We start from the raw sequence: 26,840 nt of genomic DNA, 5'->3' as shown, positions 1-26,840 counted from the left end.
ATTGGCTTGAAGTAAGATGACATGTAATGAAGGTGTCATATTGCTAAGCCCATGTATAAAAAAGACAAACAGGGAATGATCATCGTTTTGATCGCTTTGACTTTGTTTTTAGCCATTTCAATTGGTTTTAAATTTCAGAGTGCTGTTGCTGCTTTATCTATTGCACTCGTGGTAGTACTGGTTCAGTTATTATCAAATCTGCATCAGCGTCTGACTCATTTAGAACAACAGTTTTCTCAGCAGAAAAAACCACTTTATTCTATTCATACGCAAACAATAGTGATTTATGCAGCCGCCTTGGTTGCATTAGTTGCTTATATGAATCACTGGATGTGGATTGCTGGTGGGGCATTACTGGTTTTATTGTTATGTTTAGTCCAAACGATTAGTGCGTTTCATACTCGACTGTTATACCTCGAGTCAGTGAAACAAACTGTTCGTGTAAATGAGACTATACAAACAGAAGTTATAAATCCAGCGGTAGTGCAAGTTGATTCCAATAATACTGACACGTTAATCCCTATTGAAACGGCAATTTTAAATCAAACAGAACAACCAACTCATGTAAATAGTACATGGTGGCAACCAGCAGTCGATTGGATGGTTCATGGCAATCCAATTTTAAGAGTTGCTGTCGCTGTGTTGATGGTTGGGGTGGTGTTGCTATTGCGTTTCGCAAGTGAGCACTGGCAACTTAGTTTAGGTGTAAAACTTGGTTTTATTGCAATTGCCGGAGGCGTATTAACGGCATTTGGATATAGCTTGCAAAGGAAAAATCAACTTTTTGCTGTGGCATTGCAGGGGGTAGGACTAGCTGTTGTATTCCTAACACTCGTGTTCTCGCATCATTTTGGTGTAATTGCCAATCTAACTACAGCCAGTATTCTGTTTACGATCTTATTGGCTATTACGGTATTCTTGAGTTTAGAACAACAAGCTATTTATTTGGCAATTTTAGCACTCGGCATGGCCTATGCAGCCCCTTTAGTTATTCCACAATATCGTCCAGATGTAGTCTTCCTATTTAGCTACTACTTAGTCATTAATCTTGCTGTTGCTGCGGTTAATTTTATTCAACCATGGAAAATCTTAAATCAGATTGCTTTCTTTGCCACGATGTTTATTGGTGGTAGCGCGATAGGTTTTTATGCAGAACCAGCAAAATTTGACACATTAGACTGGATTTTATGGCTACATATAGCTCTGTTTATTTGGCTTAGTGTCCGTTATAGCCAAAATATATCTCGAGTTTCAGCACGTGAACAACAAGAGGGTATTCGCTTACCTCCGCTCTTAGATGTGGGTCTTATTTTTAGTGTGCCTGTACTAGGCTTTACACTACATGCCTATTTAGTTCATGAGTCTACTCAAGCGTTGACGATTGGTGCTGCTGTTTTGGCAGGTACTTATGCGGTATTAACTTTCTGGATCAAAAAGACCCATCCTCAACTTTCAGTTCTTGCTAAAAGCTTTTTCATCCTTGCCGTTGCATTTTTTGCCTTAATCTTTCCACTCGCGAAAGGGGCACATTGGACTGCAATTGGTTGGGTTGCTCAAGGTACGGCCCTTATAGTATGGGGAGTAACAGAGCGCTACCGTTTAAGCCGATATATTGGTGTAATTTTAGTTTTACTCAGTTCAGTTGCATTGTTTTATCAATTTTGGGCGAATGCAGAGTTCCCGACGCTAAGCACAAGCATTTATGCAATTGCCCAATTCATTTCAGCCTATTATTTATTGCAATACAACAGTAAAGAGCAACACTATTTTAGTGCCAGCATGTTTAGCGGCATTTTCTTATGCTTAGGTATGTATGCAGGCGCTATCGCTGGTATAGAAATTTTGACATGGCAACATCATGGCTTAAGCCCATATTTGATGATTGCGATACTATTATTATCAATATTTAGTGTAGTGGTTCACTACAAACTAAGGGTCCAATGGCAGAGCTTACAGTTAAGTTTAATTGGCCTGTTATTGTTGTTAATTTTGGGTGAGGCCTTTACCAGTCAAGTATTCAGCATGTTTAAATGGCCGAGTATATTACAGCAGGGTACTTTCCTTATTGCAGCAGCGCTTCTTAGTGCTTTATTCATTATGGCTCAACCGCAATCAGGTCAGTTTGGATCTTTAAAGGTCTGGTCTGGTTTAAGCTGGTTGGCATTAGCAACGGTTGGTTTGGCAATATTTCCACAAATGCCACTTGTTGCTCTGGCTTTCGTTCCTGTGATTTATTCCCTTTGGGTGTATAAGGCTCATAAAACTACCTTGTTACATCAAATTCCAGTGTGGTGTTTTAGCTTACTTTGGTTACTAGTAGTGAGCGTAGATCGGCATTCTGCTGAGTACCTTTACTTTGTTCCTTTGATTAACTTAACTGACTTCCTTTCAATTTCAGTATTTGCTGGTCTACTCTTTATTATTTATCAGCATGCTTTTGATCAAGATAAATCACTGGAGTGGACTTTTAAAATTACAACAATTCTAGTGGGGTTGTTGGTATTCAGTAGTGTGGTGGTCAGAGGGTTGCACTATTACTGGGCAACACCACTCTGGAGTGCTGCAATTTGGACAAATGGAATCGTACAGTTAAGTCTGACATTGCTTTGGGTAATCTTGGCATTCATTTTAACTACTTTCTCTAGCCGAAAAATGATTCGTCAATTATGGTTTGTAGGTGCTGCTCTTTTAGGGATTGTGGTATTAAAGCTGATTTTGCTTGATCTATCGCAAAGTGCGACTTTAACTCGAGTCATTTCATTTATTGGAGCGGGTGGGGTAATGTTGATTATTGCTTATCTTGCGCCATTACCACCATCATCCACTGTACAGAAAAATGAAGAGCCTAAGCTTTAGGCTCTCGATTTAATTCTTTTTGATTACTGTATTGATCGATATCATCTTCAGCAAAAACACTAGATGGTCGATCAATCAAACCCATTTTAGGAACAGGAATTTCAATTCGGTTATCTAAAAATCCATTTCGGATTCGTTCTTGCATCTCATCTCGAACTTTTAAAGAGTTCTCTTGTCGACACCACATTGTAAATAAAAGCTCAATTGATGATTCTCTAAATGCGGTCACTGTAACAGCAGGCTTTGGGTCATCTAATACAAGAGGATAATGAGCTGCTACATTCAGTAGAACTTCGCGAACTTTAATGATGTCTTCATGGAAGTTGATTGCGAGCGTAATTGGAATACGACGTATTGGGTATTTAGATAAGTTGTGTACGGGAGCACGAATGAGTTGTTCGTTTGGCAAACGAATATACACATTGTCTAATGTAAGTAGCTTAACCGAAAGCAAATCAATCGAGATCACTTCGCCTTCAATTGTATTTCCACGAATGAGTGTAATCTGGATCGTATCACCGACTTCAAATGAACCTTCACCAATCAAAAATAAACCACTGATTAAGTTACTGGCAGAAGTTTGCGATGCGAAACCGAGCGCTACGGTTAAAATCCCTGCCGCGCCAAGAAATACACTTAGTTTAAAACCAGCTTCTTTTAAACTCGTCATAATGAAGAGTAAGAAAATAAAATAAAAAATACCGCGACGCCACACCAGACGTTGATGAGCATTAAAACGTGAACCAATGGTTCTAATAAATGTATTTGAAATAATACGGGCAAGAACAAAACCAATAAAACACAGCACAACACCGACTAAAATTTCACTAATACGTTCGGTATTGATATTGGTAAATATGCTTGTGAGGCTATCAGCGATATCCTTAGGAATACTTGTATCAGCCATATAAACCTCTTAAAAGAATGAATCAAACATATTGAATAATGCTCCACCAGGTGAACGTGGTGGATGAACATAGGTCACTTCACCAGCAAGAGGGGGCGTACGGTTTTCAATACGAATTCGTGCAGGACGATCAGAGCCTTCATAATAAACTTTAATTTGAGAAGTCCATAAACGACCGGTACTTTCACTATAAAAAAGAGGCAGAGCGGTAACGGGCACGTTCATGCGGTCAAAACGCAATTGATGATTACTGGTGTTGTGAAAATCAATTGGGGTTACAGCACGAAAAGCTCGAGGCGTTAACAGGTTCAAATCGGTACGCCCATCTACAGAAGTGGCATAACAAATTTCACCTTGCTGGGCATTAGGACCAAACCATGTATCTTTAGGCTGAATCACAGGAATCTCAAACAAAGGCTCATGCTGACTTTCAACTAAACCTGCAATCCATAGTGGTGTACTAATATAAAGAGTTCCGCGTTGACCTGCTGGAATGTAGATAGGATCAACGGGTTTAATGACCACAGAACGGTCTGCCAGACGGGGCATAAGTAAAAATTCTGGATTAGTTTTCCGAAACATGTAGCGTTCTACTTGAACAGTATGCGGAAAGGCAAAATTCGGATCGGCAATTGGATGCCAATCTTGCTCATTATCGTCTTGAAGAGATGGGCGATAATATTCGATACGCCATTCTTTTATACCGCGCGTTAGACGAAAAAGCATTGAACCAAATTGCCATGCTTTAGACTGATTAATTTCAAAGCGCTGTTCTCCCCACCATTTTAAGGAATTCTGGGGGCGAGGCTGATATTCATTATTTTCAAACAAGACGTAAAATTCCTCTACCGAGTTGTTAAACAGACTTCACGCTGTAATCTGCTTAGAGTACACTCAAAATCATCTTACTCATCATTATAAATTGTGATGCAAATATTGAAACAAATACAAGTTCCATATAGTTTTGCCAAGCGTCATGGTGTTTTATTTCGTTATGACGGTGATCAAGTATTTATTATTAGACGTCAAAATACTGAAAAAATTGCATTGCAGGAAGCAAGACGAATTCTAGGTAAGCCAGCTCACTTCCAATTATGTAGTGAACAAGAATTTAATACGCTCTTAAGTACAAGCTATGCCGGCGATACAGGGGAATCACAACAAGTTGCAGCAGGTTTAGAAGATCATCCTGATTTATTAAGTTTGGCCGATCAGGTTCCTGAGACAGAAGATTTGATGGATCAGGAAGATGATGCTCCAATTGTTCGTCTGATCAATGCGCTACTTTCAGAGGCAATTCGAGTAGGAGCTTCTGATATTCACATTGAAGCTTTCGAAAAGAAATTATCTGTACGATTACGTGTAGATGGTCAATTACGTGAAGTTGTACAGCCGCGCCGTGAGTTGGCGCCGTTGCTAGTGTCACGTATTAAAGTCATGGCAAAACTCGATATTGCAGAAAAGCGTGTGCCACAAGATGGGCGTATTTCTTTACGCCTTGCAGGCCGAGAAGTAGATGTCCGTGTTTCGACTTTACCATCTTCACATGGTGAACGGGTCGTAATGCGTTTGCTCGACAAACAAGCTGGTCGACTTAATATGATCCATTTGGGACTGATGGCAAATGACTATGAACGTTTAACTCAGTTAGTACATCGTCCTCATGGCATTATTTTGGTCACAGGGCCTACAGGTTCGGGGAAAACAACGACGTTATATGCAGCTCTATCTGATCTAAATGACAATACTCGTAACATCTTAACTGCCGAAGATCCAATCGAATATCAACTCGAAGGCATTGGTCAAACTCAAGTGAATACCAAAGTGGATATGACATTTGCTCGTGCTTTAAAAGCAATGTTACGTCAAGATCCTGATGTGGTGATGGTGGGGGAGATTCGTGATCTGGAAACTGCTGAAATTGCAGTTCAAGCATCGTTAACTGGACATTTGGTTTTATCGACACTACATACCAATACAGCTATTGGTGCGGTTACTCGACTTAAAGATATGGGAATCGAGCCTTTCTTATTATCAAGCTCTTTAATTGGGGTGATTGCTCAACGTTTGGTTCGTACTTTATGTCCACATTGTATGACATGGCGTGAAGCTGATACTTTTGAAAAACAGGTTTTTCAACATATTCATAATGAACCATTGTTGCAGTTACCTGAAGCCAAAGGGTGTGACCATTGCTCACATTTAGGCTTTAATGGACGTACAGCCATTTATGAAATCGTACCAGTTGATGAACCGATGCGTCGTCTCATTCATGGTAATGCGGCTGAATATGAATTAGAAAATCATGCTCGTGAGTATTCAGGTTCTATTCGTGATGATGGTCTGCGTAAAGTACTCGCAGGTAAAACGACACTTGAAGAAGTGCTTCGAGTAACCAATGAAGCAAGCGAAGTCTAATTTGTAACACGCAATAAAAATGCCCGATATGATTCGGGCATTTTTTATATCGAAACTTATTCAGTCACAATATTAAAAGTTACATCAATATTGTTGCGAGTTGCATTTGAATATGGGCAAACAATATGAGCTGCTGCAACTAATTTTTCAGCTTCTTCACGGTCCATACCCACTAAGTAAACATTTAAAGTTACTTCGATGCTAAAACCTGTAGGAATTGGACCAATACCTACTTCACCTTCTACGTAAGCATCTTTACTAATATTAAATTTATCGCGGTTTGCAACAAATTTTAAAGCGCCTAAAAAGCATGCTGAATAGCCAGCTGCAAATAATTGCTCAGGGTTTGTTACGGCACCACCAGCGCCACCCATTTCTTTAGGTACACCAAGTTGTACATCTAATACACCGTCAGATGAAGTTGCACGGCCATCACGACCACCGGTTGCTTTAGCTTTTGCACGATAAACAACTTTTTCTAATGACATCGTTTTTATTCCTAAAATAAATTGAATACAAATATATCGTACACGACTTAATTATTTTGACAAGTATATTTTTTGAAAAATTGCTGTTTATTTAACTAGGTTTGTACGGAGTTTGGTAAGTTGATCTTTCAAGCCTAATAGTGTTGTCATGTCACATGAACTTGCTTCTAGTACGCCTGCGGGAATATCCAATGCTTGATCTTTTAATTTTTTTCCTTCATCGCTAAGTGTAATAATCACTTGTCTCTCATCTTGAGTTGAGCGTGTACGATGAAGCAAATGCAGGGCTTCTAACTTTTTCAAGATAGGAGTGAGGGTGGATGATTCTAAAAAAAGTTTAGCTCCAATTTCTGAAACAGTCACTTCATCCTGTTCCCATAAAACTAACATCACTAAATATTGGGGGTAGGTAAGCCCCAAAGGCGCGAGAAGTTTTCTGTAGAGTTGATTAAGCGCTAAATTTGTTGAATAAATGAGGAAGCACAATTGATTCTCAAGCTTTAAGTTTTGACAGTCTTGGTCCATATATTCCTCAAAGAAACTCATATTGCTTTTGTAGTATATCGCGTTCTATTCAGTTTCTTAAATGTTCATCAGAATAGGTTATGAATAAAGTAAATTAAGAGACATAAAAAATGGAATAATTAATCCAATTATTCCATAACATAAAAATATTTTAGATAAAATTATCTACCACAGATCTGCAATTTTTTTCATTAAACGCGCACGATATTTGGCGGTAGGATTATTTGCATTGCGTTGTTGCTCTTGTTCATAAAAATCTTGCCATGCAGTAATCATTTCAAGCGTTGTTCCTTGTTTTTTAATCATAGAAACATCTGCTGGCTGAATATTTTCTAAACGTTGTCTTGCGCCTTCTGCACCCGTTCCCCATCCAATTATTCTCTGGCCAAATGCAGGCAAAGGAATATCTTTAGGAGTGGAGGGAAGAATATCTGATTTGAGCTGTGCCGTTGGTGAAACGAAATGATTCGTTGTCCCAAACTCAGCATAACAATGAATATTTGCCCCCAAGCAAAAAAAGCTAAATAAGTATTTCCACATGAATAATTAAACTTTTAATAGTGAATTAATTTACGGTGTGTCATTAGAGGCATTGAAGAGCGGACGAGATCTTGCGCTGTTAGATCAAAGGGCACAGTAATTAAACCATTTCCTTCATATCCAATCATACTTAAAATTTGGCCACGACTATCAGTTGCCCCAGAGTGTCCCCAGGTCTGTCGTTTTTCACCATGCCAGCCCTGTTGTGCTGCACCTAAAACATAACATTGGCTATCCATTGCCCGAGCTTGTAACAAAAGCTGCCAGTGCATTTGTCCAGTTGTATAGGTAAATGCAGCAGGGGCAGTAAGAATATGAGCGCCTTGTTGTCTTAGCGTTAGAGCAAGCTCTGGAAAACGCAAGTCATAACATACCATTAAGCCAATATTGCCAAAAGGGGTAGATGTGACTATTACGTCTGTTCCTGGTTCAAAGAAACGAGACTCCTGATAACCACCGACAGCATCACCCACTTGTACATCAAATAAATGGATCTTGTCATAACGCGCTTCTGTACGCTCAGGGCTAATACAGAGGCTAACAGTTCGGACGCGACCATCTTGAATAGTGGATCCATCTGGACGGAAGGGACAGGGTAAAGTGCCAGCCACAATCCAGATTTGATATTGATGTGCGAGTTTCTCAAGCCTTTGTTGAATAGATTCAAATTGCTCAGCAGTTTCACGTTGTTTTCCAGCCGCAAAACATACAAAGTTTTCGGGGAAAACAATCAAACTGGCATTTTGTGCCTTGCTCTGTTGAATCAATGACTCAATGACTTGAAAATTATTTTCAATATCATCTTGAGAGTTCATTTGAGCAACAGAAACGAGGGTCATATTCTAATCCGGCTTAGTGTTGAAAATCAGGCATTTTGTTTGTCCGATACCTGTTCAAGAGTATCTTGTTCTTTCTGTAACTGCTTAACAAGTGGCTCAAACATATTCTGATTGTTTGCATTGAGTTTCATCAATGTCTTATGTGCATCCAGAACAGTTCTTAGCATTGCATTATGAGTGATTTGTTCATCTGTTAACGTTAATGTGCAAACGTTAGGATCACCACAATAATTCAAAATGACAAAAACTTGCCCTAGCCCCATACTGTTGGCTAAGGTTGTGATATCTGGATTGGTAGATAGCATCACAGCTTGAATATGATGAGTCTGTTTAAGCTTTAAACCCAGCTTAGCTAGGATGCCTAATACAGTACTATCAATAAATGTTGTTTGGGTTAAATCAACGATTGCACCTACAACATTCTCTTGCTGTTCAATTCTGTTTAAAAGTTTGTCTAGACTTATACAAGAATGGGCTCGCACTTCACCAATAAGTTTGAAAATATGCGTTCCATTTAAACTTGCATATTCAACATGACCTGTTGACATATAAATGCCATTTTCAGAGAAGGATACAAAAATTATCACATAGTGCCATCCCAGACTCAAGAGTCCTTAAGTCGTATATTATGTAATTAATTGATTCGTAAATTAATTCATTCGACAAAGACTGAAGATGGCAATATCATCGGCCACATGATCGGGTGCTTGAAATGATTGATTTTGCAAATGATGGACCAATTGTTGGAACTGATCGTTTAAACCACCATCAAAAGGTTCGAGGGCTCCGTCCGAGCAAACAATGAAGCGAGCATGGCGATTTAATGTACAAATATGCTCTTCAACTTCAAGTTCATCAGTTAAACCTAGTGGGAAACTGCTCGTTGTTAGAATCTTCGGTGCCTGATTAGGCTCAAAAATAATAGGAGGAGGGTAGTGCCCAGCACTTGACCAGCGAAGAGTATGTGTTTCAAGGTTTAAAATACCCACCACAATCGTAATGTGCTTTTCGATATTCTCTTGAACTAACATCCCATTTAATTTTTTTATTAATTGTCTTGGGGTCTTAGAGCGACCATGAAATGCTGCCATCCATGATGTTAATAAACTACTGGTTACACCATGGCCTGAAACATCAGCAAGATAGAATAAAACTTCTTTGTCATTTAATTTCCAATAGTCGTACCAATCACCGGAAAGATAAGCTGAAGGCTGAAAAAAAGTTTCGACTTCATAATTTAATAAATCAATTGGATTCGGCAATAAACGTTTTTGCAGTTCAGCAGCCGAAGGTAAATCACGACTATCTTGGTTACGCTTATATTGAGCATCAATTCTTGATAGAGCTTTATTTAAATCGCTAGGTAACTGATTCCACACCCAACCTGCAAGAGCACCTGCTTCCCATGCATGCGCTAAAGCAGCACCTTCGTGTTCAAAAGCAATTACAACCGTCGGCAAATTCCATTTATAAGTCAGGAAATCTTGTACATCTGCAATTGCAATGATGGTTGGATCATATAAATCTAAATCATCTATGTTAATGACTTGTAAGCCTGGCAGTTTATCCAAAGCTTGCTCTAAATAAGGAATAGAGCGTGTCGGTTTAATAAAATACATAGAAGATATGGTAGTCCTTTTATATGATCACTTTATTCATCATAGAGTATGTATGATCAAAATCAAGGTATTGCCGAACTCTTAATGCAAGCAATACCTTAATTTCATGTTAAGGGTTTTGATTCTCATCTGGTGTATCTTCTGAGTCATCATCAATGAAAGACACATCGGCAGAATCGCCCTTTTTCTCTGCAATTTGGAATGCTTTACGCTGGAGGTATAAGTCTCGAATCATAGCGTATTGATCACCTTGTAAGGTTTGATCTAAGTCAAGATATTGGGCGCGTGTATCCACAGCTTGTAATAGATTACTCGACCAATAAAGACCTTCTTGATCATCCATAACGTATTTTTGTGGACGAGCTTGAGCATCTACTGCTAAACCAAAACCATCACGTAAGGTGCTTGGACCAAAAAAAGGCAACATAAGGAATGGGCCAGAAGGAACGCCATAGTAGCCAAGAGTTACACCAAAATTCTCTTCTTCAGTTGGTAAACCTAAGCGACTTGCAGGATCAGCCAAACCAAGAGTGGTTAAGGTGTTAATTGTAAATCGGCCTAAAGTTTTTGCTGCACGACCAGGACGACCTTGAATAAGCTGATTGACAGCATTCCATGGTTCACCAAGATTTTTACGGAATTGGCGATAAGAGCCACGTACATCTTCTGGGGTTTTTTCTCTATATTGAACGGCAACTGGACGCAAAAAATTGCGGTCCAACATATCATTAAAAGAATAAATTGGACGGTTCAATGATTGCAAAGGATCTTTGACAAGATCTGGTTGAGCTGCATTTGCGTTAATTTTTAAATCTTTAACTTTAATATTTTTTAGATCTTTAATAATTTGTGAACGGGGATGGTTTGGCCCTGTTTCTTCTAATGAACTCGCATTAGTAGATTCACTTACCGTGTTTTCTTGAGCATATATAGAGGTACAAACACCTACAGATAACACGCTTAGTAAAATTAAATTAGAATAATTCATATAATTCCTTAACCGCCAGCCAGGCTAATACTTAATGTGCAGTTGGGTGGAGATATGTTTTAATACAAAGTTGATAACCTATTATCAAGGTAAAATTGATCAAATAATATAGATAAAATGCTAAAATGACTAAAAAACGAACATGTGGTAATGTTAAATTAAAAAAAGGGTTGTCAAAGGTTATTAATGGTCTATAATGCACATCCATCGGCGGTGATGCAGATAAGAACTTGTTGAAAAACAGTTACTTGGAATTAGATTGGTTACTTTAAGTGATGAATTTGATGAGAAGTTGGTTTTGAGATTAAGTTTTAAAAATATCGAAATTACCTGTTGACTTTTAAGAGATTAAGAGTAATATAGCCGACCTAGCTTGCTGGTGACGAACCAGGAAGAAGATCATTAAGAGAATTGAAGAACAACTTGTGTGGATTTTTACTGATTGATTGATCGAAATATTATCATTGATTGATTGGTTTAAATTACTCGAAGTTTATTTGAGCGAAATTTAAGTCAGAAAATTGATGAGCCAGAATTGGCACCTTGTCTTTAATAAGGTGCAAAATGATTTTTAACTGAAGAGTTTGATCATGGCTCAGATTGAACGCTGGCGGCAGGCTTAACACATGCAAGTCGAGCGGGGTGATGGTGCTTGCACTATCACTTAGCGGCGGACGGGTGAGTAATGCTTAGGAATCTGCCTATTAGTGGGGGACAACATTTCGAAAGGAATGCTAATACCGCATACGTCCTACGGGAGAAAGCAGGGGATCTTCGGACCTTGCGCTAATAGATGAGCCTAAGTCGGATTAGCTAGTTGGTGGGGTAAAGGCCTACCAAGGCGACGATCTGTAGCGGGTCTGAGAGGATGATCCGCCACACTGGGACTGAGACACGGCCCAGACTCCTACGGGAGGCAGCAGTGGGGAATATTGGACAATGGGCGGAAGCCTGATCCAGCCATGCCGCGTGTGTGAAGAAGGCCTTATGGTTGTAAAGCACTTTAAGCGAGGAGGAGGCTACTCTAGTTAATACCTAGGGATAGTGGACGTTACTCGCAGAATAAGCACCGGCTAACTCTGTGCCAGCAGCCGCGGTAATACAGAGGGTGCAAGCGTTAATCGGATTTACTGGGCGTAAAGCGCGCGTAGGCGGCTAATTAAGTCAAATGTGAAATCCCCGAGCTTAACTTGGGAATTGCATTCGATACTGGTTAGCTAGAGTGTGGGAGAGGATGGTAGAATTCCAGGTGTAGCGGTGAAATGCGTAGAGATCTGGAGGAATACCGATGGCGAAGGCAGCCATCTGGCCTAACACTGACGCTGAGGTGCGAAAGCATGGGGAGCAAACAGGATTAGATACCCTGGTAGTCCATGCCGTAAACGATGTCTACTAGCCGTTGGGGCCTTTGAGGCTTTAGTGGCGCAGCTAACGCGATAAGTAGACCGCCTGGGGAGTACGGTCGCAAGACTAAAACTCAAATGAATTGACGGGGGCCCGCACAAGCGGTGGAGCATGTGGTTTAATTCGATGCAACGCGAAGAACCTTACCTGGCCTTGACATAGTAAGAACTTTCCAGAGATGGATTGGTGCCTTCGGGAACTTACATACAGGTGCTGCATGGCTGTCGTCAGCTCGTGTCGTGAGATGTTGGGTTAAGTCCCGCAACGAGCGCAACCCTTTTCCTTATTTGCCAGCGAGTAATGTCGGGAACTTTAAGGATACTGCCAGTGACAAACTGGAGGAAGGCGGGGACGACGTCAAGTCATCATGGCCCTTACGGCCAGGGCTACACACGTGCTACAATGGTCGGTACAAAGGGTTGCTACCTAGCGATAGGATGCTAATCTCAAAAAGCCGATCGTAGTCCGGATTGGAGTCTGCAACTCGACTCCATGAAGTCGGAATCGCTAGTAATCGCGGATCAGAATGCCGCGGTGAATACGTTCCCGGGCCTTGTACACACCGCCCGTCACACCATGGGAGTTTGTTGCACCAGAAGTAGCTAGCCTAACTGCAAAGAGGGCGGTTACCACGGTGTGGCCGATGACTGGGGTGAAGTCGTAACAAGGTAGCCGTAGGGGAACCTGCGGCTGGATCACCTCCTTAACGAAAGATTGACGATTGGTAAGAATCCACAACAAGTTGTTCTTCATAGATGTATCTGAGGGTCTGTAGCTCAGTTGGTTAGAGCACACGCTTGATAAGCGTGGGGTCACAAGTTCAAGTCTTGTCAGACCCACCATGACTTTGACTGGTTGAAGTTATAGATAAAAGATACATGACTGATGATGTAAGCTGGGGACTTAGCTTAGTTGGTAGAGCGCCTGCTTTGCACGCAGGAGGTCAGGAGTTCGACTCTCCTAGTCTCCACCAGAACTTAAGAGAAGTTCGGATTACAGAAATTAGTAAATAGAGATTTAGATCTTGGTTTATTAACTTCTGTGATTTAAGTATCACGGTATTAAGCATGACCTGACGAAGGCGTGTTTATTCATTAACAGATTGGCAAAATTGAGTCTGAAATAAATTGTTCACTCAAGAGTTTAGATTAAGCAATTAATCTAGATGAATTGAGAACTAGCAAATTAACTGAATCAAGCGTTTTGGTATATGAATTTAGATTGAAGCTGTACAGTGTTTAAGTACACGGACAACAGATAGTAGCGATGAAGAATCGCACGGACAACACTCACTTGTAAGTGTTGACGACTGTTTGGGGTTGTATAGTCAAGTAATTAAGTGCATGTGGTGGATGCCTTGGCAGTCAGAGGCGATGAAAGACGTAATAGCCTGCGATAAGCTCCGGGGAGGCGGCAAATATCCTTTGATCCGGAGATTTCTGAATGGGGGAACCCACCTACTTTAAGGTAGGTATTGCAACATGAATACATAGTGTTGCAAGGCGAACGAGGGGAAGTGAAACATCTCAGTACCCTTAGGAAAAGAAATCAATTGAGATTCCCTTAGTAGCGGCGAGCGAACGGGGATCAGCCCATTAAGTTATGTGTGTTTTAGTGGAACGCTCTGGGAAGTGCGAACGTAGAGGGTGATATTCCCGTACACGAAAGGGCACACATAATGATGACGAGTAGGGCGAGGCACGTGAAACCTTGTCTGAATATGGGGGGACCATCCTCCAAGGCTAAATACTCCTGACTGACCGATAGTGAACCAGTACCGTGAGGGAAAGGCGAAAAGAACCCCTGTGAGGGGAGTGAAATAGATCCTGAAACCGCATGCATACAAGCAGTGGGAGCCGACTTGTTCGGTGACTGCGTACCTTTTGTATAATGGGTCAGCGACTTATATTCAGTAGCGAGGTTAACCGTATAGGGGAGCCGTAGAGAAATCGAGTCTTAATAGGGCGTTTAGTTGCTGGGTATAGACCCGAAACCAGGCGATCTATCCATGAGCAGGTTGAAGGTTGGGTAACACTAACTGGAGGACCGAACCCACTGTCGTTGAAAAGCCAGGGGATGACTTGTGGATAGGGGTGAAAGGCTAATCAAGCCTGGTGATAGCTGGTTCTCCCCGAAAGCTATTTAGGTAGCGCCTCGGACGAATACCATAGGGGGTAGAGCACTGTTTCGGCTAGGGGGTCATCCCGACTTACCAAACCGATGCAAACTCCGAATACCTATGAGTACTATCCGGGAGACAGACTGCGGGTGCTAACGTCCGTAGTCAAGAGGAAAACAATCCAGACCGCCAGCTAAGGCCCCAAAATCATAGTTAAGTGGGAAACGATGTGGGAAGGCATAGACAGCTAGGAGGTTGGCTTAGAAGCAGCCACCCTTTAAAGAAAGCGTAATAGCTCACTAGTCGAGTCGGCCTGCGCGGAAGATGTAACGGGGCTAAAACTATGTGCCGAAGCTGCGGATTTGACTTTTAGTCAAGTGGTAGGGGAGCGTTCTGTAAGCCGATGAAGGTGTATTGAGAAGTATGCTGGAGGTATCAGAAGTGCGAATGCTGACGTGAGTAACGACAAAACGGGTGAAAAACCCGTTCGCCGAAAGACCAAGGGTTCCAGTCCAACGTTAATCGGGGCTGGGTGAGTCGACCCCTAAGGCGAGGCCGAAAGGCGTAGTCGATGGGAAATTGGTTAATATTCCAATACTTCTGTGTAATGCGATGAGAGGACGGAGAAGGTTAAGTCAGCCTGGCGTTGGTTGTCCAGGTGGAAGGAAGTAGGCATGCATCTTAGGCAAATCCGGGGTGCTCTATGCTGAGATCTGATAGCAAGCTGTACTTGTACAGCGAAGTGGCTGATACCATGCTTCCAGGAAAAGTCTCTAAGCTTCAGTTACACAGGAATCGTACCCGAAACCGACACAGGTGGTCAGGTCGAGTAGACCAAGGCGCTTGAGAGAACTCTGCTGAAGGAACTAGGCAAAATGGTACCGTAACTTCGGGAGAAGGTACGCTGCTGACGGTGATGACCCTTGCGGTCTGAGCTATTGGCAGCCACAGAAACCAGGCCGCTGCAACTGTTTATTAAAAACATAGCACTCTGCAAACACGAAAGTGGACGTATAGGGTGTGATGCCTGCCCGGTGCTGGAAGGTTAATTGATGGGGTTAGCGTAAGCGAAGCTCTTGATCGAAGCCCCAGTAAACGGCGGCCGTAACTATAACGGTCCTAAGGTAGCGAAATTCCTTGTCGGGTAAGTTCCGACCTGCACGAATGGCATAATGATGGCGGCGCTGTCTCCAGCAGAGGCTCAGTGAAATCGAAATCGCTGTGAAGATGCAGTGTACCCGCGGCTAGACGGAAAGACCCCGTGAACCTTTACTGCAGCTTGACATTGAACTTTGACCTTACTTGTGTAGGATAGGTGGGAGGCTTTGAAGTTGGAACGCTAGTTCCAATGGAGCCGTCCTTGAAATACCACCCTGGTAATGTTGAGGTTCTAACTCTGCCCCGTAATCCGGGGCGAGGACCATGTCTGGTGGGTAGTTTGACTGGGGCGGTCTCCTCCTAAAGAGTAACGGAGGAGTACGAAGGTGCGCTCAGCGTGGTCGGAAATCACGCGTAGAGTATAAAGGCAAAAGCGCGCTTAACTGCGAGACCCACAAGTCGAGCAGGTACGAAAGTAGGTCTTAGTGATCCGGTGGTTCTGTATGGAAGGGCCATCGCTCAACGGATAAAAGGTACTCTGGGGATAACAGGCTGATACCGCCCAAGAGTTCATATCGACGGCGGTGTTTGGCACCTCGATGTCGGCTCATCTCATCCTGGGGCTGAAGCAGGTCCCAAGGGTATGGCTGTTCGCCATTTAAAGAGGTACGCGAGCTGGGTTTAGAACGTCGTGAGACAGTTCGGTCCCTATCTACCGTGGGCGCTGGAAATTTGAGAGGATCTGCTCCTAGTACGAGAGGACCAGAGTGGACGAACCTCTGGTGTACCGGTTGTGACGCCAGTCGCATCGCCGGGTAGCTATGTTCGGAAGGGATAACCGCTGAAAGCATCTAAGCGGGAAGCCTACCTCAAGATAAGATTTCCCTAGGACTTTATGTCCTCTAAAGAGCCGTTCGAGACTAGGACGTTGATAGGTTGGATGTGGAAGCATAGTGATATGTGAAGCTGACCAATACTAATTGCTCGTGAGGCTTGACTATACAACACCCAAGCAGTTGTATATAAAGCATCAATCGATTCATTAATATGCAAAGCAACTTGATTTAGTTATACGCTTAGCTAAAATGAACAAATAAAGTAAGATTCAATCAGCCCATCTGCAAAGATTTGGAAAACGCATCGGCATATTAAGACCAATGCAAGTATCCATACCAGTTGTGCTGGCGACCATAGCAAGAGTGAACCACCTGATCCCTTCCCGAACTCAGAAGTGAAACCTCTTAGCGCTGATGGTAGTGTGGGGTTTCCCATGTGAGAGTAAGTCATCGCCAGCTCATTATTCTAAACACCCCGGTCTCGAAAGAGCCCGGGGTGTTTCTTTATGCATGAATTGAATCAGATTGTTTAATTTAGATGCAGTAAGACAATAAAAAGGACTCTATAAGAGTCCTTTTTTATATAGGAAGGAAACCTCGAACCTATTCAAAGTTAGAAATGGGCTGCTAAACCGACATTTTAATTAGCTATGCAGCAAAATTTTTCATTAAAGATCTACTTTTTCTTATGGAAATTTCACACCAATATATATGATAAGTAGAAGCTATATGTTATAAATATTAAGTAGGCATGATTTTTGCTTGTTTAATGGAATCTAAAATATGAAATTATCTGTTGGGTTGAAAGTTGCGAATTCTTTATCGTTAACGCCTCAATTGCAGCAGGCGATTCGTTTGTTACAGCTTTCTAGCTTAGAGCTTGAACAAGAAATTCAAATTCAACTAGATAGTAATCCTTTACTTGAAAAAATAGAAGAAGAATCAATAACAGAAAGCTTATCTGCGTTAGAAAGCAAAGACTCAGATGACTTAACAACTGAATTAAATGCAAACCATTTGCCTGATGATTTACCAGTCGATACTGATTGGGATGATATTTATACTCATCAATCAACAGCATTGGCTACTCCAGAATTTGAAGAGCGAGAGGATAATCGTCAAGTTCAATTATCTCTAAAGGAACATATTTTAGAACAAGTTAATCTTTTGCACTTTTCTAAAATAGATCAATTAATTGCTTATTGTATTGTTGATGCATTAGATGATAAAGGTTTCTTAGATGCTGAAATAGAAGAAATAGTTTTAGCAGCTCAACAATTATTAAATGAGATAGATATCGAAGAAGACATTGAAGAAGATGAGGTTCTAGTCGTCTTAAAGCATATTCAACGGCTTGATCCACTAGGGATCGGTTCACGTAATTTAGCGGAATGTTTAAAAATACAACTCGAATTTCTACCAAAAGATGTTGAATATTTAAACGAAGCAAAAAGCTTATTGCAATATTATGAGCTTTTGATAGCAAATGATTTAAATAAATTACTCAAACAAACGGGTTTAACAAAAGACCAATTAAAGTTTGCAATCAATCTTTTAAAAACATTGAAACCATATCCAGGTATGGATTTTGATAAACAAGAGTCAGATTATCAAATCCCAGATGTAGTAGTTTCTAAAAAAGATTTACATTGGCAGGTTCAACTAAACCCAGATGTATTACCTAAATTAAGAATTAACTCTTTTTACTCCAGTATGATTCGTAGAGCAGACCAGAGTGAAGATAATTTATATTTGCGTAATCAAATGCTTGAGGCGAAAAACTTTATTAAAAGCATTGATGAAAGACATAAAACACTATTAAAAGTAGCATCGTGTATTGTGGAGCATCAGAAAGCTTTTTTGGAAATCGGTGCAGAAGCAATGAAACCATTAGTTCTTCGAGATGTTGCTGAAGAAGTAGAATTGCATGAATCTACAGTTTCTCGTGTAACCACAAATAAATATATGCTTACTCCACGTGGCCTTTTTGAATTGAAATATTTTTTCTCTAGCCATGTAGGTACAACTGCTGGTGGAGAGGCTTCTTCCACTGCAATTCGTGCAATGATTAAGAAACTTGTAGCAAGTGAAAACCCGCGTAAACCTTTGTCAGATAATGTAATTGCCACATTGTTGAAAGATGAAGGGATTGAAGTAGCCAGAAGGACTGTCGCAAAATATCGTGAATCGTTACATATTCCTTCATCGTCTGAAAGAAAAGTCTTGATCTGAATTTTGAAGTATGGCTATTCTAGAGATTCATTATGACGAAATAATGAAATTTTAATTTCACCAAGAGGAGCCGCTAAAATGGTTTAATTGTCCTAATTTTTTTTGATAGCATTAAATCGTTTTAGTTCTTCTTTAAATAACCTAAAAAAGGTGAGGGATAGAATTATGCAAATAACGATTCGTGGACATCATTTAGCAATTACACCAGCTATAGAAGAAAATATTAAATCAAAGTTTAATCAATTGACGAAACACCTAGACCAGGTGAATAGTATGCAGATTAAATTAACAAAAGATCATCAAATTGATAAGCGCTCTCATAAGGGCAGTTCAAATCATGTTGCAGAGGCTATAGTAAGATTGCCGGGGATTGAGTTGTTTGCTCAGGCAACCGCTGATGATATGTATACTTCAATTAAAAAATTGACAGAAAAATTAAAAAGACAATTATTAAGATATCGAAAAATGCAATGTACTTATTCGCAAGTTACTGTTTCTGTTTAATAAGTTTTGTTAATTTAAGAGAGGCTTGAAAGATAGCCTCTTTTTTATTGATAAAATATAAACACGTACTGAATTCTTGGAAAAAGTTATAGTAAAATACTCCGTTTTACCCCTTAGGTTGTGTCAGAGGTCTTTGCAATGAATAGTGAACAGCTCACTCAAATTTTAAAAGAAGCTTTCCCTGTAGCGGAAGTAGCGGTGAGCGGACAGGCCGGAAAATTTGACCTCCGTATTGTGGATGATCAATTTGAAGGTAAGCGTACAGTGGCTCGTCAACAATTAGTTTATGCACCATTAAATACTTATATTGCAAGTGGGGAAGTTCACGCGGTAACAATTCGTGCAATGACCAAAGATGAATGGCGTAAAGCAAGCCTTTTCGGAGCTTAAATATTAATGGATAAATTTTTAATTACGGGTGGTGTTAAGCTCGAGGGCGAAGTGCGCATTTCTGGTGCTAAAAATGCTGCTTTGCCATTACTTGCTGCAACTATTCTTGCAGATTCTCCAATTACAATAACCAATGTCCCAAATCTTAAAGATGTTAATACTTTGGTAAAGCTAATTGGTGGATTAGGGGTAACAATTGGCTATGAAAATGACACAGTAAAAGCAGATACCTCTACTTTAGACAATCAGTTTGCACCTTATGAGCTAGTAAAAACAATGCGTGCCTCAATTTTGGTTTTAGGACCATTATTAGCACGTTATGGTAATGCTAAAGTTTCTTTACCTGGTGGTTGTGCGATTGGTTCAAGACCTGTGGATCAACATTTAAAAGCTTTAGAAGCTTTGGGTGCGCATATTGAAGTTGAAAATGGTTATGTCCATGCTTCAGTTGATGGTCGCTTAAAAGGTGGTGAAGTTGTTTTTGATATGGTTACTGTTGGTGGTACCGAAAACATCTTGATGGCAGCGGCATTAGCAGATGGCGTTACGACTATTCGTAATGCAGCTCGTGAACCTGAAATTACTGACCTTGCTCAAATGTTAATTAAAATGGGCGCTAAGATCGAAGGCCTTGATACAGATACTCTTGTTGTAACTGGTGTAGAAAGTCTACATGGCTGTGAATATGCTGTTGTTGCTGATCGTATTGAAACAGGTTCATATTTAGCAGCTGCTGCAATTACGGGTGGTCGTGTCAAAACTACACATACTGACCCTGCATTACTTGAGTCTGTTTTGGATAAGTTTGAAGAAATGGGTGCTGAAGTCACTCGTGGTGATGACTGGATAGAACTTGATATGATGGGTAAACGCCCTAAAGCTGTAAGTTTTAGAACTTTGCCACATCCAGAATTTCCAACTGATATGCAAGCACAGCTGATGGCAGTAAATGTGATTGGTCGTGGATTCGCAACAATCTCTGAAACGATCTTTGAAAATCGTTTTATGCATGTTCCTGAATTGTCACGAATGGGCGCTAATATTCAAGTTGAAGGTCACGATGCTGTCGTAACAGGAGTTGAAACCTTACAGGCAGCACCTGTTATGGCAACAGATTTACGTGCTTCATTCTCTTTAGTTCTAGCTGCTTTAGTTGCAGAGGGAGATACATTAATTGATCGTATCTACCATATTGACCGTGGTTATGAACATGTCGAAGAGAAGCTTCAAGGTTTAGGTGCCAAAATTAAGCGAGTAAGTTAATGAATGATGTAAGAAACGATGATCCTAATTTTGATGTGATGGGTAATTTTGATCATGGTTTGACCTTGGCATTGAGTAAAGGGCGTATTTTAAAAGAGACGTTACCTTTATTGGCTACAGCGGGTATTAATTTACTCGAAGATCCGGAAAAGTCTCGTAAACTAATTTTCCCAACTACGCATAAACAAGTACGTATTTTAATTTTACGTGCGTCTGATGTACCAACCTATGTAGAAAATGGTGCAGCAGATATCGGTGTGGCCGGTAAAGATGTGTTGATGGAGCATGGTGCTCAGCATGTATATGAGTTGCTTGATCTGCAGATTGCTAAATGTAAGTTAATGACTGCTGGTAAAGTAGGTATGGAGCATCCAAAGGGTCGTCTAAAAATTGCCACGAAATATGTCAATCTTACACGCCAGTATTATGCAAGCTTAGGTGAACAGGTTGATGTTATTAAGCTCTATGGTTCTATGGAGTTAGCACCTTTGGTTGGTTTGGGTGATTACATTGTGGATGTGGTCGATACTGGTAATACTTTAAGAGCAAATGGTCTTGAGCCATTAGAAGAGATTTGCAAAGTTTCTTCTCGATTAATTGTAAATAAAGCCAGTTTTAAACGTAAACAAACTTTGTTAAATCCAATCATTTCACAGCTTGAGCAAGCTGTTCAATCGCGTTAAAAGCAATTTCCCATCATGCTTTTGCGATAGTTAAGCTAGATGATACCCACAAGCGCATAGAAAAAGGGTAAACTTACTTTTTCTTTTTCGCCTTGTGGGTAAATTGATGCGACGTTTATCGACTCAAGATCAAAACTTCAAACAGGTTTTTGCTGAGCTATTGGCATTTGAAACCGTGAATGATCTTAATTTAGTGCAAACAGTAGATCAAATTATTGCTGATGTTCGTCAGCATGGTGATGATCATGTTTTAAAGCTTACTCAACAGTTCGATCGACATCCTGCGCATCAATTTTCAGATTTAGAATTATCTCAAGAACAACTTAAAACTGCTTTTGATAATTTAAGCCCAGAAATTCGTGATGCTCTAGAGTTGGCAGCAAAGCGTATTCGTACATTTCATGAAGCTCAGAAACAAGATAGCTGGACTTATATAGATGACTTGGGCAATACATTAGGGCAAAAAGTAACGCCTTTAGACCGTGTTGGTATTTATGTGCCAGGTGGTTTAGCCTCTTATCCATCTTCAGTTCTAATGAATGCTGTACCTGCTCATGTTGCAGGTGTACCTGAAATTATCATGGTTGTTCCAGCACCAAATGGTGAATTAAATCCATTAGTTCTTGCCGCAGCTTATCTTGCGGGAGTTAGCCGGGTATTTACCATTGGTGGGGCGCAGGCTGTAGCAGCTTTGGCTTATGGTACTCAGACAATTCCACCTGTAGATAAAATTACAGGTCCTGGGAATCGTTTTGTAGCAGCTGCTAAACGTGCTGTATTTGGGCAAGTCGGCATTGATATGATTGCTGGACCTTCTGAAATTTTAGTATATGCAGAAGGTGAGAATAATGCAGATTGGTTGGCTATGGATGTTTTATCACAAGCTGAACATGACACTGTGGCTCAAGCTATTTTTATAACTCCAGATGAAGCTTTACTTAATGCAGTCGAGTTGGCAATTGAAAAGCATTTAAATGAATTGCCAAAAGCAGATATTGCGCGAACTTCAATTGAAAACCGTGGTGCTTTGGTATTAGTTAAAGACCGCGCAGAAGCAATTGAGTTAATTAATCAGGTTGCACCAGAGCATTTGGAACTGTGCCTAGATGATGCCGAAGCAATGAGTGAAGAGATTCGTCATGCTGGAGCAATTTTCATGGGACGTTATACTCCTGAAGCAATCGGTGACTATTGTGCGGGTCCAAACCATGTATTGCCGACATCTGGAACTGCTCGTTTTTCTTCACCGTTAGGCGTTTATGATTTCCAAAAGCGTTCGAGCTTGATTATGTGTTCGAAAGATGGGGTTAAAACGTTAGCTAAAACAGCCGATATATTAGCTGTCCAAGAAAACTTAGATGCCCATGCACGCTCAGCTCGCTATCGTTATCAATAAGCTTATAAACCTTGTAGTTTTTTAATTATTACTCAGGGCTGATTTTCAGCCCTTTTTTGAGATAAGACCATGACTTTATCTACAGCACAAATGCGCTTTTGGAGTCCAGAAGTTCGTGAATTAGAGCCTTATGTTCCGGGTGAGCAGCCTAAAATTCAGAATTTATTGAAACTCAATACGAATGAAAATCCATATCCGCCATCACCAAAAGTAGTTGACGCAGTTCAAGCAGTTTTAACTCAGCAAGCTGATGCTTTGCGTTTATATCCAGATCCAGATGCAACAGCTTTAAAGCAAGCAATTGCTAAACAACAGAATATTGAGGTGTCTCAAGTTTTCGTTGGTAATGGCTCAGATGAAGTACTTGCTCATATTTTTAAAGCATTTTTTCTTCAAGATGAACCGATTCTTTATCCAGATATTACTTATAGTTTTTATCCAGTTTATAGTCAGTTCTTTGGAACAAAAACTAAAGAAATTCCACTCAATGAGAATTTCGAGATAGAAGCTAATGACTATATACAACCCAATGGTGGGATTGTTATTACAAACCCTAATGCACCAACCAGTATTGCCATGGGTTTGCCAGATATCGAGCAAATCTTAAAAGCAAATCCAGATCGAGTAGTGGTGATCGATGAGGCTTATGTTGATTTTGGAGCAGAATCTGCAGTTGGTCTTGTAAATCGCTATGAGAATCTAGTTGTTTGTCAAACAACCTCAAAATCTCGGTCATTAGCTGGTTTGCGTGTTGGTTTTGCAATCGCTCAGTCACATTTAATCGCAGCGCTTGAAGCTGTCAAAAATAGTTTTAACTCATATCCTATTGACCGTTTTGCAATTGCAGCCGCGGTAGCTTCTTTTGAAGATCAGGCTTATTTTGAAGAACAACTTCAGAGAGTTATTTCCAGTCGTGAAAAGCTAGTAGATGACTTAACTGCTTTGGGCTTTAAAGTTTTGCCATCTAAGGCGAACTTTATTTTTGCTTCACATTCAGTCCATGATGCAGGCAAACTTGCACAGCAATTACGTGAACAAGGTATTATTGTGCGTTATTTCAATAAGCCTCGTATTAATCAATTTTTGCGTATTACAGTGGGTACTGATGAGCAGAATATGCGTTTAGTGCAAACATTGAAACAAGATATTCTTTAAGTTTTAGCCTGCTGTGCTGTTCATCAAGTTCAGCATGGCAGAGATTTTATCAAGGCTTTCTTGATATTCTGCTTCTGCATCTGAGGCAATCGTAATACCACCACCGGCCCACAAAGAGAGCTGATTTTGATATTGTTGGAAGCTACGGATAAGAATATTCCAGCGGCCCGTTCCATCAAAATTGAAGTAACCTAATGTCCCACAATAAGCACCTCTTGCTTCTTCTTCTAGCTCTTCAATAATTTGCATCGCCCGAATTTTTGGGGCTCCTGTAATCGATCCCCCCGGTAAAGCAGAGAGCAACATTTGCATTGGATTAATATCATCTTTAAGCGTGGCAACAATCTCACTGACCATATGATGAACTTGATTAAAACTTTCAATCTCGAATAATTGCGTTGTTTTTACGGACCCTGTATTGGCATAAATGCTCAAATCATTACGTAATAAATCAACAATCATGACATTCTCGGCCTGATCTTTTTGCGAGTTTTTTAAAGTTTGTTTTGAAATAAAATCTTTTTCGATATCTTCATATCGAGGCATGGTTCCCTTAATAGGTCGGGTCTTAATTTGTTTATTTTGATTGAATTCAATGAAGAGTTCAGGAGAACAACTTAATAATTCAAATTGATCTAATTTTAAATAACCTGCATATGGTGCATTAGTAAGGCTCCATAAATCTTCAGCTTTATTTAATAAAGACCCTTTGAAATCAGCTTTAAATTCTTGAGTTAAATTAATTTGATAACAATCCCCAGCTTTAATGTATTCTTGTATTTTGTTAAAAGCCTCGAAATATTGTTCTTTAGACCATCTTGGCTGAATAGCAGTTTTTAATTTAAATATATTTTTAGATTTATTTGAATTAGGAATCTCTAACTTCTTTTCAATATATTTAAATAGGTCTAATGCATTTTCTTCATCACTAAAAAAATACCAAACATTATCTACATATTTTAAAAAAGAACGATATTGGCCTAAGAACAAAGATGGCTGTATATGGGTCTGAACATTAATAAAGTGATGTGCAGCAAAATCATAACTAATAAAACCGATATAGCCGCCATTAAAACTTGTTATTGATTTAGTATTCTTGATTTCTTTTAATTTATTTTCTTTTAGTTGAATAAAGTCTAATAATTGATTCGATTTTAATATTTTCTTATATTTATTAAAATTTTGACGTTGAAATACTATATTCTTTTCATTCTGAATAAGAATATATTGTTGTGGGAGAAAACCAATAATAGGATTATTATTGTCATTTAAATAAATGAGCCCAGTTAATCCTTGTAAGTTTTTTAAAATCTCGGCAGTACTTTTACCATGTAATGAGATTTTTTTCTTTAACTGAGACATTTTTAAATAAGAGAATAGTTAATGAGGGAAATATTAGTTTACTACAACTTGCGGATCATCAGGGAGAAGACTTAGAAAAGAGGTACTTTTCGTTGATAAAATAGTCGAATTTTGAGTGGGATTAGCGTTGGCATTAGACGTTAAAAGCGAAATAAATTGAGCGTACCGTTTGTCGGGTAGTTGGCAAAAAATGCACAACACTAGTTGAACAAAAAGTAACGTAGATGTAATTTAGTAATTGCTAAGCAAAACTACTCAAGGATTGGAAGTTTCGGTTGCTATATAAAGAAAAATGCAACTTGAGACAATGAGAGTGGTTAAAGTCAAAAAATAAATGCTCTTGGGAGAGTGCTCAATGAAAATGTTCACTAAACTTGCTTTAGTTTCTTCTTTAGCTATCAGTGCAAATGCAATGGCGATGCAGTCAATGGACGATGCTGCACTAAGCGCTGCTACAGGTCAAGATGGTATTAATATCGGTATCGCTTTAGGTTCTGGCGGTGTTTCTATCGATAAATTATATCTACACGATAATGATGGTTTGGCATCATCAACAGGTATTACTGGTGCATCAGGTACTGCGGGTGCAATCGCAATTAGTGGTGTTACCCTTACTCAAACAGGTACAGGTAATCTTTTAGATTTAGCAATTGATACAAATGGTGCTTCGGGCTCAAACGGTGCTTTCTTAAATGTGGCTGCGACAGTAGGCGCTGTTGATATTCATGTTGGTTCAATTGGTGTTGGTACTTCGGGTACTTTAAACCAAACAACTGCTGTACGTGGTATTACAGAAACAGCTCCAACTGAAATTATCTCTGGTTTAGATTTATCTTTAGGTCAAATTTCAGCGAATGTTCAGTTAGGTTCTACCCCACAAGGTGCAATGATCAAAGTAAATTCAAGTTTAAAAGGTGGTTTAACACTATCTAACTTTGGTATTAATGATGCTGCTGGTGGCGGTAAAATTGTCTTAGATAAAGTGATGGTACGTGGTGCTGGTAATACTACTGGTGATTTAGACGTGAATGCGAATATTTCAGTTGTGCCAACAGGCTTGAAAATTCAAAATAATAGTACTCAAGGCATGAATGTGTATGCGCAAGGTGTTCACCTTGGCGCTGCGGGTAATGCATCAATTGGTGATTTAGAAATTCAAGGTTTAAATGTAGGTACTTCTACAATTACAATTTCTGGTCACTAATTTAGAAAGTTTAA

General features: G+C 40.0%; 20 protein-coding genes, 2 tRNA genes and 3 rRNA genes. 15 read left to right on the top strand and 10 right to left on the bottom strand.

Annotated features, from left to right (window positions below):
* Positions 1 to 51: 51 nt before the first annotated feature.
* Positions 52 to 2,856, top strand: a complete 2,805-nt coding sequence (locus K6I41_RS16025) for a DUF2339 domain-containing protein (protein ID WP_250374774.1) — start codon at positions 52 to 54, stop codon at positions 2,854 to 2,856.
* Here K6I41_RS16025 and K6I41_RS16020 read toward each other — a convergent pair.
* A complete protein-coding gene (locus tag K6I41_RS16020; protein WP_049837853.1) occupies positions 2,846 to 3,763 on the bottom strand; it encodes a mechanosensitive ion channel family protein in 918 nt (305 codons plus the stop codon). The genes K6I41_RS16025 and K6I41_RS16020 overlap by 11 nt on opposite strands.
* 9 nt (positions 3,764 to 3,772) lie before the next feature.
* Positions 3,773 to 4,594 (bottom strand): DUF432 domain-containing protein, encoded by an 822-nt coding sequence (locus tag K6I41_RS16015; protein WP_004794502.1) that lies wholly within the window; start codon positions 4,592 to 4,594, stop codon positions 3,773 to 3,775.
* 96 nt (positions 4,595 to 4,690) lie between these two features.
* Here K6I41_RS16015 and gspE point away from each other — a divergent pair, with 96 nt between their 5' ends.
* Positions 4,691 to 6,181, top strand: coding sequence for a type II secretion system ATPase GspE (gspE, locus tag K6I41_RS16010; protein ID WP_151989395.1), 1,491 nt, complete (start codon positions 4,691 to 4,693; stop codon positions 6,179 to 6,181).
* 56 nt (positions 6,182 to 6,237) lie between these two features.
* Here gspE and K6I41_RS16005 read toward each other — a convergent pair whose 3' ends face one another.
* The 7 genes from K6I41_RS16005 to K6I41_RS15975 all read right to left on the bottom strand — a co-directional run bounded on the left by K6I41_RS16005 (position 6,238) and on the right by K6I41_RS15975 (position 11,180).
* Positions 6,238 to 6,669, bottom strand: coding sequence for an organic hydroperoxide resistance protein (locus K6I41_RS16005; RefSeq protein ID WP_002117290.1), 432 nt, complete (start codon positions 6,667 to 6,669; stop codon positions 6,238 to 6,240).
* A gap of 87 nt (positions 6,670 to 6,756) precedes the next feature.
* Positions 6,757 to 7,194 carry a MarR family winged helix-turn-helix transcriptional regulator gene (locus tag K6I41_RS16000; protein ID WP_107880782.1) on the bottom strand — a complete coding sequence of 146 codons (438 nt, stop codon included), beginning with the start codon at positions 7,192 to 7,194 and terminating at the stop codon, positions 6,757 to 6,759.
* Positions 7,195 to 7,359: 165 nt separating this feature from the next.
* On the bottom strand, positions 7,360 to 7,734 hold the full coding sequence (locus tag K6I41_RS15995; protein WP_004794496.1) for a DUF4951 domain-containing protein: 375 nt from the start codon (positions 7,732 to 7,734) through the stop codon (positions 7,360 to 7,362).
* 14 nt (positions 7,735 to 7,748) lie between these two features.
* On the bottom strand, positions 7,749 to 8,573 hold the full coding sequence (locus tag K6I41_RS15990; protein ID WP_151989396.1) for a carbon-nitrogen hydrolase family protein: 825 nt from the start codon (positions 8,571 to 8,573) through the stop codon (positions 7,749 to 7,751).
* Between the two features lie 26 nt (positions 8,574 to 8,599).
* Positions 8,600 to 9,121: an anti-anti-sigma factor GigB gene (gene gigB, locus K6I41_RS15985; protein WP_002117273.1), complete on the bottom strand. Its 522-nt coding sequence runs from the start codon at positions 9,119 to 9,121 to the stop codon at positions 8,600 to 8,602.
* Positions 9,122 to 9,223: 102 nt separating this feature from the next.
* The gene (gene gigA, locus K6I41_RS15980) at positions 9,224 to 10,192 is read right to left on the bottom strand and encodes an RsbU family protein phosphatase GigA (protein WP_013198910.1); all 969 of its coding nucleotides are present in this window, start codon (positions 10,190 to 10,192) and stop codon (positions 9,224 to 9,226) included.
* A gap of 109 nt (positions 10,193 to 10,301) precedes the next feature.
* The gene (locus K6I41_RS15975; RefSeq protein WP_225995796.1) at positions 10,302 to 11,180 is read right to left on the bottom strand and encodes an MlaA family lipoprotein; all 879 of its coding nucleotides are present in this window, start codon (positions 11,178 to 11,180) and stop codon (positions 10,302 to 10,304) included.
* 572 nt (positions 11,181 to 11,752) lie between these two features.
* On the opposite strand from K6I41_RS15975, the gene K6I41_RS15970 reads away from it, so the two are divergent.
* The 12 genes from K6I41_RS15970 (at position 11,753) to hisC (ending at position 24,260) form a co-directional block, all read left to right on the top strand.
* Positions 11,753 to 13,290, top strand: a 16S ribosomal RNA gene (locus tag K6I41_RS15970).
* A gap of 59 nt (positions 13,291 to 13,349) precedes the next feature.
* Positions 13,350 to 13,426: transfer RNA gene (locus tag K6I41_RS15965), tRNA-Ile, on the top strand.
* A gap of 55 nt (positions 13,427 to 13,481) precedes the next feature.
* Positions 13,482 to 13,557 (top strand) — tRNA-Ala (locus tag K6I41_RS15960).
* 352 nt (positions 13,558 to 13,909) lie between these two features.
* Positions 13,910 to 16,802, top strand: a 23S ribosomal RNA gene (locus K6I41_RS15955).
* 179 nt (positions 16,803 to 16,981) lie between these two features.
* Positions 16,982 to 17,096: ribosomal RNA gene (gene rrf, locus K6I41_RS15950) — 5S ribosomal RNA — on the top strand.
* Together the 16S, 23S and 5S rRNA genes with 2 tRNA genes alongside form the textbook arrangement of a ribosomal RNA operon.
* 324 nt (positions 17,097 to 17,420) lie before the next feature.
* The gene (locus K6I41_RS15945; protein ID WP_192836425.1) at positions 17,421 to 18,869 is read left to right on the top strand and encodes an RNA polymerase factor sigma-54; all 1,449 of its coding nucleotides are present in this window, start codon (positions 17,421 to 17,423) and stop codon (positions 18,867 to 18,869) included.
* A 165-nt stretch (positions 18,870 to 19,034) separates the two neighbouring features.
* Positions 19,035 to 19,373, top strand: coding sequence for a ribosome hibernation-promoting factor, HPF/YfiA family (gene hpf, locus K6I41_RS15940; protein ID WP_004641296.1), 339 nt, complete (start codon positions 19,035 to 19,037; stop codon positions 19,371 to 19,373).
* 138 nt (positions 19,374 to 19,511) lie between these two features.
* Positions 19,512 to 19,763: a BolA family iron metabolism protein IbaG gene (gene ibaG / locus K6I41_RS15935; protein WP_004794487.1), complete on the top strand. Its 252-nt coding sequence runs from the start codon at positions 19,512 to 19,514 to the stop codon at positions 19,761 to 19,763.
* A 6-nt stretch (positions 19,764 to 19,769) separates the two neighbouring features.
* On the top strand, positions 19,770 to 21,026 hold the full coding sequence (gene murA, locus K6I41_RS15930; protein WP_013198909.1) for a UDP-N-acetylglucosamine 1-carboxyvinyltransferase: 1,257 nt from the start codon (positions 19,770 to 19,772) through the stop codon (positions 21,024 to 21,026).
* Positions 21,026 to 21,709, top strand: a complete 684-nt coding sequence (gene hisG, locus K6I41_RS15925; protein WP_003655841.1) for an ATP phosphoribosyltransferase — start codon at positions 21,026 to 21,028, stop codon at positions 21,707 to 21,709. The genes murA and hisG overlap by 1 nt, the downstream gene beginning before the upstream one ends.
* A 106-nt stretch (positions 21,710 to 21,815) precedes the next feature.
* Positions 21,816 to 23,105, top strand: coding sequence for a histidinol dehydrogenase (gene hisD, locus K6I41_RS15920; RefSeq protein ID WP_005302839.1), 1,290 nt, complete (start codon positions 21,816 to 21,818; stop codon positions 23,103 to 23,105).
* Between the two features lie 69 nt (positions 23,106 to 23,174).
* Positions 23,175 to 24,260, top strand: a complete 1,086-nt coding sequence (gene hisC, locus K6I41_RS15915; RefSeq protein WP_151828064.1) for a histidinol-phosphate transaminase — start codon at positions 23,175 to 23,177, stop codon at positions 24,258 to 24,260.
* Positions 24,261 to 24,263: 3 nt separating this feature from the next.
* Here the strand turns inward: hisC and K6I41_RS15910 are convergent, their stop codons facing one another.
* Positions 24,264 to 25,622, bottom strand: a complete 1,359-nt coding sequence (locus tag K6I41_RS15910) for a chorismate-binding protein (RefSeq protein WP_250374773.1) — start codon at positions 25,620 to 25,622, stop codon at positions 24,264 to 24,266.
* Between the two features lie 355 nt (positions 25,623 to 25,977).
* Here K6I41_RS15910 and filA point away from each other — a divergent pair, with 355 nt between their 5' ends.
* Entirely contained in the window at positions 25,978 to 26,826 is an 849-nt protein-coding gene (gene filA, locus K6I41_RS15905; RefSeq protein ID WP_049838347.1) for a putative pilus system protein FilA, read from the top strand.
* Positions 26,827 to 26,840 lie beyond the last annotated feature (14 nt).

It is taken from the genome of Acinetobacter sp. AS23 (assembly GCF_023612055.1).
Taxonomy (GTDB): Bacteria; Pseudomonadota; Gammaproteobacteria; order Pseudomonadales; family Moraxellaceae; genus Acinetobacter; species Acinetobacter oleivorans.
Note: the sequence above shows the minus strand (reverse complement) of the source record. Positions and strands in the feature narration are given on the sequence as shown.

Excerpts from the sequence above, each read along its gene's own strand:
- K6I41_RS16025 (WP_250374774.1), top strand. The coding sequence starts at position 52 with ATGTATAAAAAAGACAAACAGGGAATGATCATCGTTTTGATCGCTTTG.
- K6I41_RS16020 (WP_049837853.1), bottom strand. The coding sequence starts at position 3,763 with ATGGCTGATACAAGTATTCCTAAGGATATCGCTGATAGCCTCACAAGC.
- gspE (WP_151989395.1), top strand. The coding sequence starts at position 4,691 with ATGCAAATATTGAAACAAATACAAGTTCCATATAGTTTTGCCAAGCGT.
- K6I41_RS16005 (WP_002117290.1), bottom strand. The coding sequence starts at position 6,669 with ATGTCATTAGAAAAAGTTGTTTATCGTGCAAAAGCTAAAGCAACCGGT.
- K6I41_RS16000 (WP_107880782.1), bottom strand. The coding sequence starts at position 7,194 with ATGGACCAAGACTGTCAAAACTTAAAGCTTGAGAATCAATTGTGCTTC.
- K6I41_RS15995 (WP_004794496.1), bottom strand. The coding sequence starts at position 7,734 with ATGTGGAAATACTTATTTAGCTTTTTTTGCTTGGGGGCAAATATTCAT.
- K6I41_RS15990 (WP_151989396.1), bottom strand. The coding sequence starts at position 8,573 with ATGACCCTCGTTTCTGTTGCTCAAATGAACTCTCAAGATGATATTGAA.
- gigB (WP_002117273.1), bottom strand. The coding sequence starts at position 9,121 with ATGTCAACAGGTCATGTTGAATATGCAAGTTTAAATGGAACGCATATT.
- gigA (WP_013198910.1), bottom strand. The coding sequence starts at position 10,192 with ATGTATTTTATTAAACCGACACGCTCTATTCCTTATTTAGAGCAAGCT.
- K6I41_RS15975 (WP_225995796.1), bottom strand. The coding sequence starts at position 11,180 with ATGAATTATTCTAATTTAATTTTACTAAGCGTGTTATCTGTAGGTGTT.
- K6I41_RS15945 (WP_192836425.1), top strand. The coding sequence starts at position 17,421 with ATGAAATTATCTGTTGGGTTGAAAGTTGCGAATTCTTTATCGTTAACG.
- hpf (WP_004641296.1), top strand. The coding sequence starts at position 19,035 with ATGCAAATAACGATTCGTGGACATCATTTAGCAATTACACCAGCTATA.
- ibaG (WP_004794487.1), top strand. The coding sequence starts at position 19,512 with ATGAATAGTGAACAGCTCACTCAAATTTTAAAAGAAGCTTTCCCTGTA.
- murA (WP_013198909.1), top strand. The coding sequence starts at position 19,770 with ATGGATAAATTTTTAATTACGGGTGGTGTTAAGCTCGAGGGCGAAGTG.
- hisG (WP_003655841.1), top strand. The coding sequence starts at position 21,026 with ATGAATGATGTAAGAAACGATGATCCTAATTTTGATGTGATGGGTAAT.
- hisD (WP_005302839.1), top strand. The coding sequence starts at position 21,816 with ATGCGACGTTTATCGACTCAAGATCAAAACTTCAAACAGGTTTTTGCT.
- hisC (WP_151828064.1), top strand. The coding sequence starts at position 23,175 with ATGACTTTATCTACAGCACAAATGCGCTTTTGGAGTCCAGAAGTTCGT.
- K6I41_RS15910 (WP_250374773.1), bottom strand. The coding sequence starts at position 25,622 with ATGTCTCAGTTAAAGAAAAAAATCTCATTACATGGTAAAAGTACTGCC.
- filA (WP_049838347.1), top strand. The coding sequence starts at position 25,978 with ATGAAAATGTTCACTAAACTTGCTTTAGTTTCTTCTTTAGCTATCAGT.